General features: G+C 50.2%; 13 protein-coding genes and 1 pseudogene. 10 read left to right on the forward strand and 4 right to left on the reverse strand.

The genetic code is table 11. From position 1 onward, the window contains the following. Positions 1 to 10: 10 nt before the first annotated feature. The gene (locus tag EH228_RS15140) at positions 11 to 865 is read right to left on the reverse strand and encodes a tagatose bisphosphate family class II aldolase (RefSeq protein WP_152322457.1); all 855 of its coding nucleotides are present in this window, start codon (positions 863 to 865) and stop codon (positions 11 to 13) included. 337 nt (positions 866 to 1202) lie between these two features. On the opposite strand from EH228_RS15140, the gene EH228_RS15145 reads away from it, so the two are divergent. Then, the gene (locus EH228_RS15145; protein WP_152322458.1) at positions 1203 to 2036 is read left to right on the forward strand and encodes a DeoR/GlpR family DNA-binding transcription regulator; all 834 of its coding nucleotides are present in this window, start codon (positions 1203 to 1205) and stop codon (positions 2034 to 2036) included. Positions 2037 to 2046: 10 nt separating this feature from the next. After that, positions 2047 to 3038 (forward strand): annotated as a pseudogene (locus EH228_RS15150) (sugar kinase). Here EH228_RS15150 and yegD read toward each other — a convergent pair. Both yegD and EH228_RS15160 read right to left on the reverse strand, forming a co-directional pair. Continuing rightward, entirely contained in the window at positions 3035 to 4387 is a 1353-nt protein-coding gene (gene yegD / locus EH228_RS15155) for a molecular chaperone (protein WP_152322459.1), read from the reverse strand. The pseudogene EH228_RS15150 and the gene yegD overlap by 4 nt on opposite strands. Positions 4388 to 4574: 187 nt before the next feature. Beyond that, the gene (locus tag EH228_RS15160) at positions 4575 to 5204 is read right to left on the reverse strand and encodes a phosphatase PAP2 family protein (RefSeq protein WP_240116305.1); all 630 of its coding nucleotides are present in this window, start codon (positions 5202 to 5204) and stop codon (positions 4575 to 4577) included. 197 nt (positions 5205 to 5401) lie between these two features. Here EH228_RS15160 and udk point away from each other — a divergent pair, with 197 nt between their 5' ends. The 3 genes from udk to asmA all read left to right on the forward strand — a co-directional run bounded on the left by udk (position 5402) and on the right by asmA (position 8668). Continuing rightward, complete coding sequence (udk, locus tag EH228_RS15165; RefSeq protein WP_152322460.1) at positions 5402 to 6043, forward strand: uridine kinase; 642 nt, start codon at positions 5402 to 5404, stop codon at positions 6041 to 6043. A 100-nt stretch (positions 6044 to 6143) separates the two neighbouring features. Further along, on the forward strand, positions 6144 to 6725 hold the full coding sequence (gene dcd, locus EH228_RS15170; protein ID WP_152322461.1) for a dCTP deaminase: 582 nt from the start codon (positions 6144 to 6146) through the stop codon (positions 6723 to 6725). A gap of 101 nt (positions 6726 to 6826) precedes the next feature. Continuing rightward, on the forward strand, positions 6827 to 8668 hold the full coding sequence (gene asmA / locus EH228_RS15175) for an outer membrane assembly protein AsmA (RefSeq protein ID WP_152322462.1): 1842 nt from the start codon (positions 6827 to 6829) through the stop codon (positions 8666 to 8668). A gap of 21 nt (positions 8669 to 8689) precedes the next feature. Here asmA and EH228_RS15180 read toward each other — a convergent pair whose 3' ends face one another. Then, positions 8690 to 10270, reverse strand: a complete 1581-nt coding sequence (locus EH228_RS15180) for a TerC family protein (RefSeq protein WP_152322463.1) — start codon at positions 10268 to 10270, stop codon at positions 8690 to 8692. A 916-nt stretch (positions 10271 to 11186) separates the two neighbouring features. Between EH228_RS15180 and wbaP the strand changes: the two genes are divergently transcribed. The 5 genes from wbaP to EH228_RS15205 all read left to right on the forward strand — a co-directional run bounded on the left by wbaP (position 11187) and on the right by EH228_RS15205 (position 17684). Beyond that, positions 11187 to 12620, forward strand: a complete 1434-nt coding sequence (gene wbaP / locus EH228_RS15185) for an undecaprenyl-phosphate galactose phosphotransferase WbaP (RefSeq protein WP_152322464.1) — start codon at positions 11187 to 11189, stop codon at positions 12618 to 12620. A 279-nt stretch (positions 12621 to 12899) separates the two neighbouring features. Then, a complete protein-coding gene (locus tag EH228_RS15190) occupies positions 12900 to 14033 on the forward strand; it encodes a polysaccharide export protein (RefSeq protein WP_152322465.1) in 1134 nt (377 codons plus the stop codon). Between the two features lie 15 nt (positions 14034 to 14048). Continuing rightward, positions 14049 to 14483: an arsenate reductase/protein-tyrosine-phosphatase family protein gene (locus EH228_RS15195; protein ID WP_152322699.1), complete on the forward strand. Its 435-nt coding sequence runs from the start codon at positions 14049 to 14051 to the stop codon at positions 14481 to 14483. Positions 14484 to 14495: 12 nt separating this feature from the next. Next, positions 14496 to 16679: a tyrosine-protein kinase Wzc gene (wzc, locus tag EH228_RS15200; RefSeq protein WP_152322466.1), complete on the forward strand. Its 2184-nt coding sequence runs from the start codon at positions 14496 to 14498 to the stop codon at positions 16677 to 16679. 105 nt (positions 16680 to 16784) lie between these two features. After that, positions 16785 to 17684 carry a glycosyltransferase family 2 protein gene (locus tag EH228_RS15205; protein ID WP_152322467.1) on the forward strand — a complete coding sequence of 300 codons (900 nt, stop codon included), beginning with the start codon at positions 16785 to 16787 and terminating at the stop codon, positions 17682 to 17684. The last annotated feature ends 38 nt before the right edge of the window (positions 17685 to 17722 follow it).

The following is a 17722-nucleotide window of genomic DNA, read 5'->3' on the forward strand; positions in this document are numbered from 1 at the left end:
AGTCGTCTCCTTACTGTTGACCTTCACAGCCGCAGACGGAGATGATCCTGCGTACGACTTCTTTCATGGCCTGTTTGGCCGGTTGCATATAGTGGCGGGGATCGTTGGCTTGCGGGTTGTCTGCGAAGTAGTGTTTAAGCGCATCGGAGAAGGCGATTTTCAGCTCAGTGGCAACATTGACCTTGCAAATACCAAGATTGATGGCGCGGCGAATATCGCTTTCCGGCAGACCTGAAGCGCCATGTAACACCAGTGGAATATCCACCTGATTTCTTATTTCGGCCAGACGGTCAAAATCCAGTTTGGGTTCGGCGGTATACAAGCCATGTGCAGTACCAATGGCAACAGCCAGCGAGTCAATACCGGTGCGGGCGACGAAATCACGCGCTTGCAGAGGATGGGTATAATGCGCATCTTTATCATCCACGACCAGATCGTCCTCCACGCCACCCAAACGCCCCAGCTCAGCTTCCACGCTGACATCATAGCGATGGCAGAAATTAACGACTTCGCTGACCAGCGACACGTTTTCCTCAAAGGCGAAATGGGAACCATCGATCATTACCGAGCGTATACCCGCGAGTACTTTCATTTCGATATCGGCGATTTTTTCATGATGATCGAGATGAACTGCCAGCGGCAGGTTGTAGCTGCATGCCAGCTCACTGGCGATGGCAACAATGTTACGGGTTCCGGCATAGCTGAACGTACCCGGGGTACCCGCTACGATCAATGGCGATCGCATTTCAGCAGCGGTTTCCACCACAACTTGTAACGTCTCAAGGTTATGAATATTAAAGGCCGGAACGGCATATCCCTGGCGCTGGGCCTTTTGCAGCATGTTTTTACTGGAAATGATGTACATACTTTCTCCTGCATGGCTATCTTTTAAAATTAAAGTTTTATATTGAACTTAAGTTTCATTTTGAAAGTAAGTTAACGCAGTTACCAGGAGATAAACGTGATGATGGCTGCAAATTATTTTTATTTTTAATAAATGAAACATGTTTAATGGATTTTTATTTTTTTTATAAGTTAATAAAGAGGTGGGTTTATCGGTGATTTACTGAACTTATTGGTGTTTTTTCAGGTGCTGGATGATGAGAGTAGATGATGGATTGACATGGCCTGGTGTTCATTTAAAAATGAAAATTAACGCCGGGAAGTCTTTCCCTCTATCTATACAAGTTAAAGGTGATGTTGTGTCAAAACCCTCTACCAGCCTGCTGAAAAGACGTCTGGATATTGCTGAGATTGTGCGTAAAAACGGTGAAATTAAAGTGGATGATTTGGCCGACATGCTGGACGTTTCCGGGGTGACCATTCGCAGCGATCTGAACTATCTGGAGCAGCAGGGATATCTGAAACGTAGTTTCGGTGGCGCTATTTACACTGCTCAGCCAGCCGGACTGGGCATCGGCCAGGACGTCCAGCCTGTGTCCCAGGTGACTAGCGCTATCGAGTCAGAGCTGGCAAAACAGCTTGCCCGGCAGCTTGGCGATGAAGAGATAGTGTTTCTGGGGGCAGGCAGCATCATGCGCAAGGCGATCCCTTTTCTCGGTGAGTATCGCGGACTCAGCCTCGTCGTCAACGATCTGGCCCATGTGCCTCCGGCCCGTGACTATGTGGATGGCCAGGTGGTGGTGCTGGGGGGCGTACTGGAACAGGGAGAGCAGAGGCTAACAGGCGAGCTGGCGGTGCAGTCGCTGCGGCAATATCGTCCTTCCCACTGTGTGCTGATGGTGGACCATATCAGCGAAGACGGCACACTGAATGTGACCAGTGAACCATCGGCTTTGTTACTTAGTGAAGCGGTGCGGTTGTGCAGGTACTGCGTGGCAATAGTTGCCAGACGTCCGGTATATAGCGAAAGTCGCCATCCGGTGGGGAAACTGAAAAATATGTCTGCGGTGATAACGCCGCAAATGGTCGCCGCTGAATATCACAGCCGTTTTACTGATGCGGGTTTATCAAATAGTTACACCAATAACGAATGTTTGACCTGGATTAACCCGGGACGGCATCCGGCAAGGTGAAGGAAAATGTATGAGTGTGACCATCTGTGCCATTGGCGAGTTGCTTGTCGAGTTTCTGGCAAAAAAGGAAAACCAGGGATTTTCAACGCCCGGTGAATTTTGGGGACCTTATCCCAGCGGCGCCCCGGCTATCTTTGCCGATCAGGTGGCCAGACTGGGGTTTAACTCGATGCTCTTCAGCTGTGTTGGCAACGATGCCTTTGGAGAAATGAATATTACCCGTCTGGCACGTGATGGCGTGAACATCAGCGGTATTTCCGTTCTGCAAAAAGCGATAACCGGTAGTGCGTTTGTCAGCTATCGCAGTCAGCAGCAGCGTGACTTTATCTTCAATATACACAACAGTGCCTGCGGCTTACTGAGTCGCGAGCATCTCAATGAGGATCTGCTGCGTCAGTGCAGCCATCTGCATATTATGGGGTCGTCGCTGTTCTCGTTTCGGCTGATCGATGCTACGCGAAAAGCTATCAGCATCATTAAAAGCCACGGTGGTACGGTGTCATTCGATCCCAACATTCGCAAGGAAATGCTAAATATTCCGGAAATGTCCCAGGCTTTTGAATACATACTGGATTACACCGATATTTTTCTGCCAAGCGACGGCGAGCTGGATTATTTTGGGCTAAGCCAGTCGCGGATGAGCAGCAGATTGTTGCGAGCCTGCTGGCGAGGGGGATCCACCATATAGTCATTAAGCGTGGCCAGCGCGGTGCCAGCTATTACAGCCAGACAGCAGAGTGCCATATACCAGGATATTCGGTACGGGTGGTGGATCCCACCGGTGCCGGGGACTGTTTCGGCGCGACTTTTGTCAGTCTGCTACTGGCTGGGAAAAGTGAGTCGGATGCGCTGGCCCACGCGAATGCCAGCGGGTCGCTGGCGATTTCGGCACGGGGTCCGATGGAGGGAACGTCCACGCTGGCGGAAATTAGAGCTTTTATGGCAGCGGCAAACCGCACAGCACATACCGACTGTTCGGGAAGTACGGCTGATGGTGCTTAGCGGAATATTACCTGTGCCCAGCGGGCCAGACCGGCGGTGACGGAACCAAAGTCATCGCCGCTGGTGAGCGGAATATTCGGTAATTGCTGTTGTAACGCTTGACGCAGGAGCGGCGAGCGAGCGCTGCCGCCGGTCAGATAGATAACCTCCGGTTGCGTTCCACTCGTCTCCAACGCCAGTTTGACCTGCTGTTGGATCTTTTCCAGCGGCTGCATAATTGCGGCTTGCAATGAATCGACGGTGATTGTTGTTCCCAGCGATGGCTCAATAAAATGCAGGTCAGCAATGGTTTGTGGTTGCTCTGAGAGGGCGATTTTGCTCTCTTCCGCCGCACGAACCAGGCGGTAGCTCAGGCGTTGCTGCCAGACTTTCAGCAGGCGTTTCACTTTTGTTGTTTCCTGTCCATCGCGGATCAGATCCTGAATCAGTTTACGGCTGGTCGTTGAGTAGAAGTCACTCTGCGCCGGAACATCGTTGATCGCTACCGCGTTCCACCATGGCAGCGAGGGCAGGGCGGTGCCTTTCTCCGTTGAGCCGCCCAAGCCCAACAGCGGCATCAGTTGTTTAAAGGCCAGCATGATATCCAGATCGTTGCCGCCAACGCGGCAGCCGCTGTGACCCAGCAGACTGCCGTTACGGTCAGGTTTATCATGCCATTGCGGGCCCATCAGCAACATTGAGCAATCGGTGGTTCCCCCGCCGATATCCACCACCAATACGCGAGTTTCCGCCTGTAGCGTCGCTTCAAAGTCCAGCCCGGCGGCGACGGGTTCGAACTGGAATTCCACCGTTTTAAATCCGGCACGTTTGGCGGCTCGGTCCAGAATACCCACAGCCTGACGGTTGGCTTCATCGCCGCCCAATCCCTGGAAGTTGACTGGCCGGCCAATCACAGCCTGCGTGATACTGTCATGCGATTGCTGTTCGGCGGTCTGGCGGATATGCAGCATCATGGCGCAAACCAGATCTTCAAAGAAAGCGACCTGTTGTGGTTTCAGCCCGTTAGCGCCGAGGAAGGATTTCGGCGATTTGACGAACCAGACCTCTTCCGGGTCAGCTATATACTGGGCCAGTGAAGTCAGACCGAATTGCACACTGGCTGGCGTGACAACAATATCTTCTTCGCGGTTAAGGGTGATGGCCCGGCGCAGGAGAGCCTGCGTATCCGCATCGGGTGTGGGGACCTGATGGTGACGGAACAGCCATTCGCTGACGGCGTCGCGCGTTGGGGCACACAACATTGAGGGCAATAGTCTGGAACCGTTTTCCAATGGCAGCAGCGTTGGTACGCCTTCACGCATTATGGCTACCGAGCAGTTTGCCGTGCCGTAATCAAAGCCGATGAACATATTTCCCCCAGCGAACGATGAAAAAAGGCGCTGACTTTAGCTCAACTGGGGTAAGAGAGCAATAATTCGCGGCAACGGGGCCAGGGGATAGCACAACCTGATATAGCCCACCTGGCATATTGGCAGTAAATTAATTGCCCCAGGGTTGGCTGCTTACCGGCTCTCTTCAGCAGGCGAAACCGGGGGATCACTGGCTCACTTTCAGTAATTCAGCGCGTGTCCAGGCGTGATCGATTCCGGCAATTTGCACGGATAACCGCTGTAAAAACTGTTGTGTGGTGGCGGTACGTCCGTCACTTATCAGCAGCAGCGGCAGCAACAGTACAATGCATAATTGCCCAATGGAGAAGCCTTTTAGCTCGGCGCGACGTTGACTGACCAGGAAAGCCGTACTCAGCGTGAATCCGAGAAACAGCCCGCTGATCACTTCGCTTTCAGAGTGATAATTGAGGATCAGCCGTGACATGCCGACCATCAGTGGGATCAGATAGCCGAAACCCACAGAAAAAGCCCGCCAGAAACCGGAGAGACGGCCACTGAGCAGCCATAACATCACCGGCCAGAGGGTGGCAGACATCGCGCTGTGTCCACTGATGCCAGTAAAGTTAAAGCGGGAACTGCCAATACCAAAGCCAAGAAAGGCTATTTTAGACAAGCTGACGATCACGCCTGCGGCGCAGAATGCCAACATCCAATACCAGACAGCACGGCGGTCACTGTTTTTCCAGGTGATCAGGATAGCCATAATCACCGCCGTGGGGATAAGGAGCATGCTGTCGCCAAAGTAGGTCAAAATATGCAAAATATGCCAGGACACCTTTATTCCTTATAACTCACTATGTGGACTTGGCCTGATTAACATCAGTTTAACCTTCATTCATCCGGTCGTATAACGGTAAAGTCTGAAAAGCTTTCCGTTGCATTTCACTGGCATCAACCCCGCGAAATCCTTATAATTATGCCCGAATCATCCTCTCCATTGTCTCAGACAATCCGTAACCAGGTCTTTAATTTATGACTGATAAGTCACATCAGTGCGTCATCGTAGGTATTGCGGGCGCCTCCGCCTCGGGAAAAAGTCTTATCGCCAGTACTCTGTATCGTGAAGTGCGCGAACGGGTGGGCGACGAAAATATTGGTGTTATCCCCGAGGATGCGTATTACAAAGATCAAAGTCACCTGACTATGGATGAACGGGTTAAAACGAACTACGACCACCCCAGCGCGATGGACCATAATTTACTGTTGCAACATCTGCAGATGTTAAAGGCAGGGCTGGCGATAGATTTGCCGGTGTACAGTTATGTGGAACATACCCGCACGGCGCAAACCGTCCGCCTGAAACCGAAGAAAGTGATTATCCTGGAAGGGATCCTGCTGCTGACCGATGCGAGTTTGCGTCAGGAAATGAATTTTTCGATTTTTGTCGACACCCCGCTGGATATTTGCCTGATGCGCCGGATGAAGCGTGATGTGAATGAACGAGGCCGTTCGATGGATTCGGTGATGGCTCAGTATCAGAAGACGGTCCGCCCGATGTTCTTACAGTTTATTGAACCTTCCAAACAATATGCCGACATCATTGTGCCGCGCGGGGGTAAAAATCGTATCGCGATTGATATTCTGAAGGCGAAAATCAATCAATTTTTCGAATAGTTTTATGTTAGCCGATAGTCTCTGCGCAGGACGTGCAGGGCACCAGGACCTGACCTCAGGCCCCGACAGCTCACTTTGATTTATTATGGAGTATCCACCGATGAGATTATGCGATCGCGATATTGAAGCCTGGCTTGATAACGGTCAGCTTGATATCTCCCCCCGCCCCCCGGTAGAACGTATCAACGGCGCTACTGTCGATGTGCGGTTGGGCAATCTGTTCAGAACTTTTCGTGGTCATACGGCGGCGTTTATCGACTTGAGCGGTCCGAAGGCTGAAGTCAGCGCTGCGCTTGATCGTGTAATGAGTGACGAGATTGTGTTGGACGAGGGCGACGCTTTTTTCCTGCATCCAGGGGAACTGGCGTTGGCCGTCACTTTTGAGTCGGTAACGTTACCGGATAACCTGGTCGGCTGGCTGGATGGCCGGTCATCGTTAGCGCGTTTGGGCTTGATGGTGCATGTTACCGCGCACCGTATCGATCCAGGTTGGCAGGGACGGATTGTGTTGGAGTTCTACAATTCAGGTAAACTGCCGCTGGCGTTGCGTCCGGGTATGCTGATTGGTGCGCTCAGTTTTGAACCGCTTTCCGGCCCGGCCGCCCGGCCTTATAATCGTCGGCAAGACGCTAAATATAAAGGGCAGCAGGGCGCAGACGCCAGCCGGATCGATAAAGATTAGTCGGTTTTTATTGGGCAGCCAGACTCACGCGGGCCAGCGCATGGGGACGTGTAGCCAATGTACCAGCAATTTGAAGTATGACGGGTATATAAGGGGAAGGCATGAGAAGAGTCATTACCACGCTGGCGATTTTGCTGGTGGTAATTGTAGCTGGAATGACCGCGTTGGTATTGCTGGTCGATCCCAATGATTTTCGCGCTTACATGGCTCAGCAGGTTCAGCAGCGCAGTGGTTACCGCCTGGCGCTGAATGGCGATCTCCGTTGGCACGTCTGGCCGCAGCTCAGTATTTTGTCGGGTCAAATAACCCTGACCGCACCAGGCGCGCCCCAGCCGGTGGTCACGGCCAGCAATATGCGGCTGGATGTCAAACTTCTTCCTTTATTTTCACACCAGTTAGCGGTTAAACAGGTGATGTTAAAAGATGCGGTGATCCGTCTGACGCCGGACAGTGAAGCGCAGCGTTCCGTCGGCGCACCGGTCGGGCCGGCGGATTCTTCCCCGTCGGAAATCAGTCGGGGATGGAAGTTTGACATTGATGATTTGCATGTGGTGGACAGCCTGTTGATTTGGCAACAGAGCAATGGCGAGCAGTTAAACATTCGCGATCTGAACTTACAACTTTCACAACATAAGCGGCGTCAGGCGCATATTGAACTGAGCAGCCGCATCAGTCGTAATCAGCGCGAACTGCTGGTGAGCCTTAATGCCGATGCGGATCTTAGTCGCTATCCTCAGCAGATCTCTGCGGCAATCAATCAGTTTGATTATCAACTGGCCGGTGCGGATTTACCCAAAAGTGGTTTGAAAGGGCAAGCGAAAATGCAGGCTGACTGGCACAGTGATGGGCAGAGCTTCAGCCTGAAGAACATGGAGGTAAGCGCTAATAACAGCCAGTTAGAGGGCAGTGCGAGCGGCACGTTGGCGGACCGTCCCAAACTCACATTTAATCTGCATGCGCCGATGTTAGATATGGATTCACTGTTTGGCCTCAATATTGGAGGCGATAGTAGCACGCCAGGCGAGGAGGTTCAGCGTTCCGGGCCTGGACCGGTGATTTCACAACCTGTTGCGCGTAATAACGCTGATTCTCCGCTGAATGTGCTGGATGGCAATCTGACGTTGGCGGTGGACAAGATGCGCTGGCGCGGGATGGATTTAGAGCAGGTAGCATTGGATGCCAGTAGTAAGAATGGTCTGTTAACGCTGGCGACGCTGACCGGTCAGGCTGGAAAGGGGCATTTCTCTCTGCCAGGAACGGTTGATGTCCGGGGACCACAAACACGGGTTGCGTTGCAGGCATCGCTGCAAGATATTGCAGTCGCGCCGCTGTTAAAGGCTTTTGATTTGCCACCGTCTTTAAGTGGCGAACTTTCACTGACCGGCGATTTCAGCGGTACCGGGCTGACAGTGCCGTCCTTCAAGCGGAGTTGGAACGGCAGTACGCAGGTGAGTCTGGCCAATGCTCAGTTGGCTGAACTGGATTTCCAGCAGATGATCCAACGGGCGGTGGAGCGGAGTAGTAACCGGGTTCACGGGCCGTCAAAACCAGAAGCGAACAGTAATCTGCAACAGATTAAAGGTGGTGTGACGCTGAATAACGGTCAACTCACTTTTGATGATTTGCAGGGGCAGTCTTCGATGCTGAATTATAGCGGCAAGGGCAGTATTAACCTGGCGGAGCAGCAGGCGGATGTTACGTTTGGCGTGACGGTGACCGGGGGCTGGCAGGGTGACAGCGAGCTGGTTAGCCGTTTGCAGCAAACGCCGGTGCCCTTGCGTATTTATGGGCCGTGGTCTGGGCTGAAATATTCGTTACAGGTTGATCACCTGTTGCGTCAGCAATTGCAGAATGAAGCGAAGAAGCGGTTGAAAACGTGGTCTGAGCACAATCAGAACAGCAACAAAAACAACTCAGTACAGAAGTTGATTAAGGAGCTGTAGGGGCGCACTCAGACGCGGTTGTTAAACCGCGTCATCCGCTTCTGTCACCTGCAGTGGGATAATCTGCACCTTCTGTATCCTGTGGCTTTCCACTTGCAGTGTGCGGAACAGATAATCACTGATCTGAATCTCATCGTCTTTCTGCGGCACCCGCTGCATATGTTCCATCAGTAATCCCGCCAGAGTGTGGAATTCGCGCTTTTCATCCAGCGGCAGTGGCACATACATGACTAAATCTTCCAAGGGCATATGGCCATTCGCAGTCCAACTGCCATCAATGTTCTGTTGAATATCGTAGCGTGGGTCGACTGTTTCACCTTCATTTGGCAGGTTGCCTGCGATGGTTTCCATCACGTCACTTAACGTCACCACACCTTCCATCGATCCAAATTCATCTACCACAAAAGCGAAATGGGTACGTGCCGTACGAAATTGCTCAAGGGCCGGGAGCAGGGTAAGTTGCTCCGGGAACACCAGTGGCTGACGGATCAGGGCACGAATATCCAGACTGTCGCCGTGTAACACCTGCTGCAATAAATCGATGACATGCACCACCCCCAGCGGATCGCCATTATTTTCCGTCACCACCAATCGTGTATGTTGATTGCTATCCAGCCGCGCCATGATCTTTTCCGCGGGTTCGCTCAGGTCAAGATGTTCAATGTCATGTCGTGAGGTCATGATACTGCTGACGGTACGCTGACCCATATTCAGTACCCGGGCAATCATCATCCGTTCTTGCTTATTAAAGACGGCGTGGCTCTCAGCGTTGTCAGCCACCAGTGAGGCGGTTTCGGCATCCAGTTCAGCATGTTCATGGCTGCCACGCAGTAAACGCAGCACCGCTTCAGCGGTACGCTTACGCAATGGCGATTTTGCTGAAAGAAAACGGCGGCGGTTAAATTGCGCCAGCTGATTCAGCGCTTCAATAATGACTGAGAAGCCAATGGCCGCGTACAGATAGCCTTTGGGGATTGAATAGCCAAAACCATCCGCCACCAGGCTGAAGCCAATCATCAGCAGGAAGCTGAGACAGAGAATGACAATGGTCGGATGTTCATTCACAAAGCGGGTTAATGGTTTGCTGGCCAGGAGCATCAGCAGGATGGCGATAATCACCGCCGCCATCATGACCGCAAGGTGATCCACCATCCCAACAGCCGTAATCACTGAGTCCAGAGAGAATACCGCATCCAGGACCACTATTTGCGCGACGACCGGCCAGAATTTAGCACCACGCTTTTGTGGATGTTGATCCTCGTCTTTTCCTTCAAGTCGTTCGTTCAATTCCATCGTCGCTTTGAATAACAAAAAGCCGCCGCCGAGCAGCATAATGAGATCACGCGCACTGAAAGGGTGGCCGACAACGGTGAAAAGGGGGGCGGTTAAGGAAGAAAGCCAGGAGATAGAGGCCAGCAGCAGCAGACGCATCACCAGGGCCAGTAACAACCCGGTAATACGGGCCCTGTCGCGCAGTGACGGTGGGAGTTTCTCTGCCAGGATGGCGATAAACACAAGGTTATCAATACCCAGCACCAGCTCTATAACGATCAGGGTGACCAGCCCAGCCCAGATTGACGGATCAACGATCCATGCGAACATCACTCACTCGCCCTAAAGGTTGCAGGAGTTTCCATGATAATGAATCTGGCGTGATTCAACAAATAATCCCCGAAGCTTCACCCACAGGCAGATTTATTCATCATGCTCCAGGTCACAGACGTGTTGGCACACGATGCAGGCCAGCCACTGAGCTGAGTCAGTACTTGCCCATAAGCGGGGGGTTTTTGCCCTGTAACTGGAATTATTTTAGGTATAGCCAACATGGGATAATCGGCATTTGTAATTACCTGAACAAAATACGGGCAATATCTTTACATTTTTTCAAGATTATTCGTACAGGGATCTGGGTAAAGCGGGTGATACCTGGAGAATGAAGAAAGAATGTTCAGGATAATTCTTATTTTTATGTCGAATTATTCTGAAATTTATCTGTAAGAAAAAGACGATTTATACGGTATTGACTGGGGTGGGAGGTAGTCTTAATCCTAAAAAACAGTGTGGTTGAGAGCTGACTCTTGTAAACATGCCAGTAATAACTAGTATAGCAACATGTTAGTAAATGTTGGTGTTAATGTAATGATTAGCATGACTATGTCTTTCCCGTCCGACTGACGGATTGTTCTGAACGGCTAATACATTATCTGTTGTCTGGAGAAGACAGGATATAACCGACAAGGTGAAGGTTTCGTGATACAGCACATTGGCAGCTACAAGCCAGGGGCGGTAGCGTGTCAGAATCGTTTGAAATTAACCCGTAGGGTTACATTTTTCGCCACATGGTTGTTGATGTTTCCTGTTAATTCTCATTATCACATCACCTGTCAGGATAACTTTCCGGTACGATGCGTAAATGCATATCCTGTATAATAAATGATGTGGTGAGAAAATACGCAATTATTTTCAGTGGCGGAATTAATAAATCACAGGCTTTCGCAGGAAAAATTAAGAGTTAACTATGCGCGATATAGAATTTACCTTTAAAGGGCCGCTAATAAAACTGTCTCTGGCACTTTCAGATCTGATATTTTTTAATGCTTCTTTGTTTGTTGCGGTTTTATTAATGAATGCATTTCCGGGTAACCTGATGGGGGATATTCCGAGTCAGGATCTGCATTTAAGAATTGCGACACATATTATCCTCTCAATTATTTGTATTGGATGGTTCTGGATCCATCTACGCCACTATACTTACCGCAAACCATTCTGGTTTGAACTTAAGGAAGTATTAAGAATTATTCTGATATTTTCCGTCATCGATCTGGCTATTACAGCCTTGTCAAAATGGGAGTTTTCTCGCTGGATTTGGGTATTGACCTGGCTGCTGGCATTGGGATTTATTCCGGTTGGTCGTGCCATCGTTAAACGTATTCTCAATCACTATGGCCTGTGGAAGCGTCAGTCGATCATTATCGGTAGCGGTAAAAATGCAGAAGAAGCCTATATGGCGTTGCAGAGCGAAGAAGTGATGGGGTTTGATGTGGTCGCCTTCTACGACGTGGATGGGATGACTCCGGCTCCGGCACTGTTTGGCATACCGGTCATTCGCGAAGAGGACGCTTTATGGCAGTTGGTCAACAGTGATACGCAGTTTATTGTGGCGGTGGAGTATGAGCAAAGCCGACACCGTGATTTTTGGCTGAAGAATCTGGCAAAACATCACTGTCGCTCCGTTTCCGTGGTACCTTCGTTGCGTGGTGTGCCGCTTTATGGCACTGATATGGCTTATATTTTCAGTCATGAGGTGATGATTCTCAGGGTAAGCAATAACCTGGCCAAACGTACCTCTCGCTTTGCTAAAAGGGCCTTTGATCTTATCGGCGCGCTGAGCATTATCATCATGCTGATGCCTGCGCTGTTGGTGCTGGTCTTTATGGTTTCCCGGGATGGTGGCAGCCCAATCTATGGTCACGAACGAGTCGGTCTTAACGGACGTAAATTTAAGTGCCTGAAGTTCCGTTCAATGGTGGTAAATTCGAAAGAAGTGCTGGAAGAAGTCCTGCGAACTGACCCGGTGGCCCGGGCAGAGTGGGATAAAGATTTCAAATTAAAAAACGATCCTCGCATTACACGGATTGGTCACTTTATTCGTAAAACCAGTCTTGACGAACTGCCACAGTTGTGGAATGTGGTACGCGGAGAGATGAGTCTGGTTGGTCCGCGTCCGGTCATTGAAGATGAGTTGGAGCGTTATGCCGGTGATGTGGATTACTACTTCATGGCTAAACCGGGAATGACCGGCCTGTGGCAGGTGAGTGGCCGCAATGATGTGGATTATGAAACACGCGTCTACTTTGACTCCTGGTATGTAAAAAACTGGTCTTTGTGGAACGATATCGCCATCCTGTTCAAAACAATTGGCGTTGTTTTGCGGCGTGATGGTGCTTACTGACAGAGGCGATTTTCCGTTGTGCCGGTACGCTTGCGTACCGGTAGTCCTGGTGTCTTTTGACTGTTAACTGTCATTGACTAACGTGCTAAACAAACTTTTTTTGACGTATGCTAAGCATCAGTGTGATCGAAGCGGCAAGGCATAAAAAAGAGGGGGAGTTTAAAATAATGACCGACAGTAACAGAGCCTGAACATGTGATTCATTTTATTACTTTTGCATGACGCTACACTGCGGCGGACTCGCCACTATCAATCAATTTACTGATAGCGATGATATAGATGATTACAATCAAAACGAAAGTATTACCCTTGTTGATAACGGCGACACTCCTTTCTGGATGTACAGTGGTGCCCGGTTCAAAGCTTTCAACCAGTGGAAAGGATGTTATCAAGCAGCAGGATAGCAATTTCGATATTGATAAGTACGTCAATGTTTATCCCATGACTCCAGGCCTGGTAGAGCAAATGAGTCCCAGACCCGTAGTGGCGCGGCCTAACCTGCAATTACAGACTGAACTGCAAAGCTATGAGTATCGGATCGGCATCGGTGATGTATTAACCGTTACCGTCTGGGATCACCCGGAATTAACCACGCCAGCGGGGCAATACCGCAGTGCCAGCGATACAGGTAACTGGGTTCATTCAGATGGCACTATTTTCTATCCTTATATTGGCCAGGTTCGGGTGGCAGGACGCACGGTCCAGGAAGTGCGTAACGAGATTGCCAGGCGTCTGGCGCAGTACATCGAGAGTCCGCAGGTTGATGTCAGCGTTGCCTCCTTCAAATCACAAAAGGCGTACGTGACCGGTGAAGTGACGACCTCCGGCCAGCAGCCGATCACCAATGTTCCCCTGACTATCCTTGATGCCGTGAACGCTGCGGGGGGACTGACGGCTAACGCCGACTGGCGTAATGTCGTGCTGACCCATAATGGTCATGAGATTCCGATTTCTCTGCAAGCTCTGTTACAGAATGGCGATCTCACGCAGAACCATTTGCTGTACCCCGGTGATATTCTTTATGTCCCACGTAACGACAATCTGAAAGTGTTCGTGATGGGTGAAGTAAAACAGCAGGCAACGCTGAGGATGGATCGCAGTGGTATGACGCTGGCTGAAGCACTGGGGAGTTCGCAAGGAATGGATCAGACCACTTCTGATGCGACTGGCGTATTTGTCATCCGTCCAGTAAGAGGATCTAATCGCGCGAAGATTGCCAATATCTATCAGTTGAATACCAAAGATGCTTCAGCGATGGTGATGGCTTCCGAGTTCCAATTGCAGCCTTATGACATCGTGTATGTCACCTCGACGCCATTGACCCGTTGGAGTCGTGTGGTGGCGCAGTTGCTCCCAACCATCAGCAGTGTCTACCAGTCTAGCGAAACCGCTAACATTTATCATAAATGGTAAGCACCGGAGCACATGATGATTAATTCAATCTTAGTGGTCTGCGTCGGCAATATTTGTCGCTCCCCAACCGGGGAGCGGTTGCTCAAATTGGCGCTGCCGAATAAGAAAATCGCCTCAGCTGGATTACAGGCGATGGTGGACCATGCAGCTGATGACACGGCAAGTCTCGTTGCCCGTGAACATGGACTATCGCTGGATGGACATGTCGCCCGTCAATTAACCTCTGGCATGTGCCGGGATTACGACTTGATCCTGGTCATGGAGAAAAAACATGTCGGGATGGTTAACCGCATCAACCCCTCCGTGAGTGGCAAGACCATGTTATTTGGCCACTGGCTCAACCAACAGGAAATAGCGGATCCCTATAAGAAAAGCCGCGATGCCTATGAAGCCACGTACGGATTACTCGAAAACGCTGCCCAGAAATGGGTCAACGCCTTAAGCCGATAGTTGGGATTATTCATGAATATAAAAAGTAAGGCACCGTCATCGCCGGGAGAGGAGTCAACCGGGTGGGACCTGGCTCATATTGTGGGACAACTGGTCGATCATCGTTGGGTTATTGTGGCGGTCACGGCGTTATTTATGTTGTTGGGGACCCTCTACAGCCTGTTCGCCACGCCGATTTACAGTGCAGATGCCATGGTGCAGGTGGAAGATAAAAATTCCAATACGGTTCTGAATGACCTGACCCAGATGATATCAAGCGCTCAGCCGATGTCCGCGACTGAAGTGGAAATTGTGACATCGCGTCTGGTCATCGGTAAGACGGTGCATGATCTTGGTCTGGATGCGTTGGTGCAGCAGAACTATTTGCCGGTTATTGGTAAAGGCTTGTCCCGTTTGATGGGGCACAAGCCCGGACAGGTGGACATTTCTCAACTGAGTTTGCCTGCTAACTGGGAAAAACCGGTACTGCAGTTGGAAGTGAATGGTCCTGACAGTTACACCGTCAGCAAGAATGGTAAAACGTTATTTAAAGGTAAAGTTGGCCAGTTGGAAAGCCATAATGGCGTGACCATGCTGGTTAAAAGTATTCAGCAAGCTAATCCCGGTACGGATTTTACGGTGACTAAACTTAGCGAGCTGCAGGCTATCGGCATGGTGACCAATAATTTGACGGTTGCCGACAAAGGGAAAGATACCGGGGTATTAGGGCTGACCTATCTGGGTGAAGACCCTGTGCAGATCAGCACGGTGCTGGACCAGATTATCAACAATTATGTTGCCCAGAATATTGACCGTAAATCAGCTGAAGCGCAGAAAAGTCTGCAGTTCCTGAAAGTGCAATTGCCGCAAGTACGTGAGAAGTTGGACGCAGCTGAAGACAAGCTGAATGTTTATCGCCGTAAAAATGACTCCGTGGATTTATCACTGGAAGCTAAATCCGCGCTGGATTCATCCGTCAGCATCCAGAGCCAGTTAAACGAACTGACCTTCCGTGAAGCTGAAGTATCGCAGTTGTTCACCAAAGACCACCCGACCTACCGGGCGTTATTGGAAAAACGTCAGACGCTGGAAGATGAACAAAAACGGTTGAACCAGAAAATTGCTCAGATGCCGCAGACTCAGCAGGACATCGTACGTCTGACCCGTGACGTACAGGCTGGTCAGGAAATCTACATGCAATTGCTGAACCGTCAGCAGGAACTGAGTATCAGCAAAGCCAGCACCGTGGGGAATGTGCGCATTGTCGACCATGCTGCGACCGCCGCGGCGCCAGTGGCACCGAAGAAATTGCTGGTGATCGTTGCCAGCCTGATGTTGGGTTTAGTGGTCTCAGTGGGCTATGTCCTGGTTAAAGCGCTGTTCCACCACGGTATTGACCGTCCGGATCAGTTGGAAGAACAGGGTATCAATGTGTATGCCACGGTGCCTTTATCTGAATGGCAGCGTAAGCGGGATGTCGAAGCGTTGTCCCGGCGGGGAACACAGATAAAAGTTGATCCGCACAACACGTTGTTGTCGTTAGGCAACCCGACAGATTTGGCTGTTGAAGCAATCCGCAGCTTGCGTACCAGTCTGCACTTCGCAATGATGGAAGCGAAAAATAATATTCTGATGATTACCGGCGCCAGCCCCGGCATTGGTAAAACATTTATCTGTTCTAACCTGGCGGCACTGGTCGCCCACGCGGGTCAGAAAGTTCTGTTTATCGATGGGGATATGCGTCGTGGTTACACCCATGAGTTGCTGGGCGCCAGTAATAAAGTGGGGCTATCCGATGTGCTGTCAGGTAAAAAGCCTTTCGGTACAGAGATGCTGCAACAAGGTGCTTATGGTTTTGACTTTATTTCGCGTGGTCAGGTGCCTCCGAACCCGTCTGAGTTGTTGATGCATAAGCGCATGAACGAGTTGCTGGAATGGGCGAGTAAGAACTATGACCTGGTCTTGATTGATACCCCACCGATCCTCGCGGTAACGGATGCGTCTATTATTGGTAAACTGGCTGGCACTTCTCTGATGGTCGCTCGCTTTGAAACCAACACGTTGCGTGAAATTGAAATCAGCTATCGCCGCTTTGCACAGAATGGTATTGAGGTTAAAGGGGTGATCCTTAACGCGGTGGTGCGTAAAGCCGCCAATGCTTATGGCTATGGCTATGACTATTACAGTTATGGTTATAAATCGGATGTGAAAAGCTAAATAAGTCGCCCGAAACATTTGTCAGAGACTTAGGTTTCGGGTTGTCTTTTCTGCGGTTTGGATTTTCCAGGTGATTTTATCTGGACGCAACGAAGGTATTTGGTAATGAAGGATATTTTCTTCTCAATTGTCATTCCCGCATATAATGCATCCGAATCTATCGTGACGACCCTGGATTGTGTAGCTGCGCAGACTTATCAGCATTTTGAAGTGATCATTATTGATGATAAGTCCGCGGATGCTGAACGACTAGCTGAAGTGGTGAAGAACTATCCCCAACTGAAGATTCAATTGGTCCTTTCGCAAGAAAAGCTATTTGGATCTGCAGCCCGAAATAAAGGGATTGACCTGGCGACGGGCGATTACATCTGTTTTCTTGATGCTGATGATGAATGGCACCCAGAGAAGCTACAGGAATCGCTGAAAACTATCCGTGAACTGGACGCGCAGGGGAAAGAAAAAACCATCATTTTCAGCCAGGTGAATATTATTCAGGATGGCCGCTTTCTGAAAGTGATGCCAATGCGGGCGCTCTCACGCAACGAAAGTGTCGCTGAATACCTGTTTGGCTGCTATGGTTTTATCCAGACCAGTACCATTGTGTTGAAGCGTGAATATGCGGAAGACATCAAGTTCGATCCACAATATATCCGCCATCAGGATTATGACTTTTGTATCCGGGCCGATAAAAAAGGCTACGAATTTGTGATGATTGCCCAGCCACTGGCGAATTACCACCTGGTTTCCTCATTCGGTTCCAAACACAAAGGCGAATCAGTGAAATATTCCTTCTTCTGGTTAGAGAAGATGAAACCTCATTTGACTCAGCGCGATATCAATACCTACAAAGCGTATAAATTGCCGTTGCGCTATAAAATGGATGGGAAATCACTGCAAGCGGGCGTCAGCTTTATCCGTTATTTTTTCTTAACAAATAAAGATAATCGTACCTATTTTATCAATCGTCTTAAGGATAAGGTCAGAGAGCGATTAAGTGGTAAATAGCGTTAGTTTTCATGCAAGAAAACTAGCCTCGCGGGGAA

The sequence above is a fragment of the Erwinia endophytica genome, from assembly GCF_009295515.1.
Lineage (GTDB): Bacteria > Pseudomonadota > Gammaproteobacteria > Enterobacterales > Enterobacteriaceae > Erwinia > Erwinia endophytica.